Consider the following 832-nt stretch of genomic DNA (forward strand, 5'->3'; position numbering starts at 1 on the left):
ATACAGAACCGACTGGCCGACCCGGCTCACACACGGGTCATCCTGATCGGATACCCCTACCTCATCCCCGCAGACGATGATGCTCCTTTAACCGACGTGCCGTCTACCCGGGTGCGGGCCGCCGAGGACGAATTCCGCACCAGGCAAGCCGCCACCATCAAGGCCTGGAACACATCCCATGCCCTCAAAGTGACCTACACCCCCACCACCAGCCTCTTCAACACCCACGAACCCGAACCGCTGGTTCATAACGGTGACCAGAATCCGCAACGTTGGATCAACGCCGTCTTTGAGACCGCTGGCTACTCATATAATGGAAATGGCGTCATATTGTCAGAGCCAAGTCAAGATGAAAAGAATTGGTACCATCCGAATGTGGTCGGTCATGAACAGATTGCTGGGCTGGTCCATGATGCGCTCCTGTCGAGAACGGCCAGGAGTGCGAGCTTGTCTGAGAGTGTTGCGCAGGTGGCCTCGGCGCCGGGGGTGCGGATGCGTGCCGCTGTGATCGGGCAAAGCCAGGTGCGCCGGGGTAACCCGTTGAGCCTAGACGCGTCCTCGTCGTATACAGCCTTCGGCCATATCCGCCGCTGGCAATGGGACTTAGACGGTGACCGACACTACGAAATCGATACCACCACGCCTGAGATCACTCGCACCCTCACCCGAATCGGAACATACCAGGCACACCTGCGCATCACCGATACCACCGGCACCACTGACACCCTCACCTTCCCGATCCAGGTCACCCGAGACGGCGACGGCGTACCCGATACACAAGACAACTGCCCCACCATAGCCAACCAAGACCAAACCGACACCGACCACGACG

Annotated in this window: 1 protein-coding gene; it reads left to right on the top strand. The window is 59.4% G+C overall.

The annotated features are described in order from the left end of the window. Positions 1 to 832 (top strand): PKD domain-containing protein (locus tag IEZ13_RS46140; protein ID WP_189285816.1); only part of this gene is annotated, 832 nt, incomplete at both ends.

It is taken from the genome of Actinoplanes campanulatus, from assembly GCF_014647795.1.
Lineage (GTDB): Bacteria > Actinomycetota > Actinomycetes > Mycobacteriales > Micromonosporaceae > Actinoplanes > Actinoplanes campanulatus.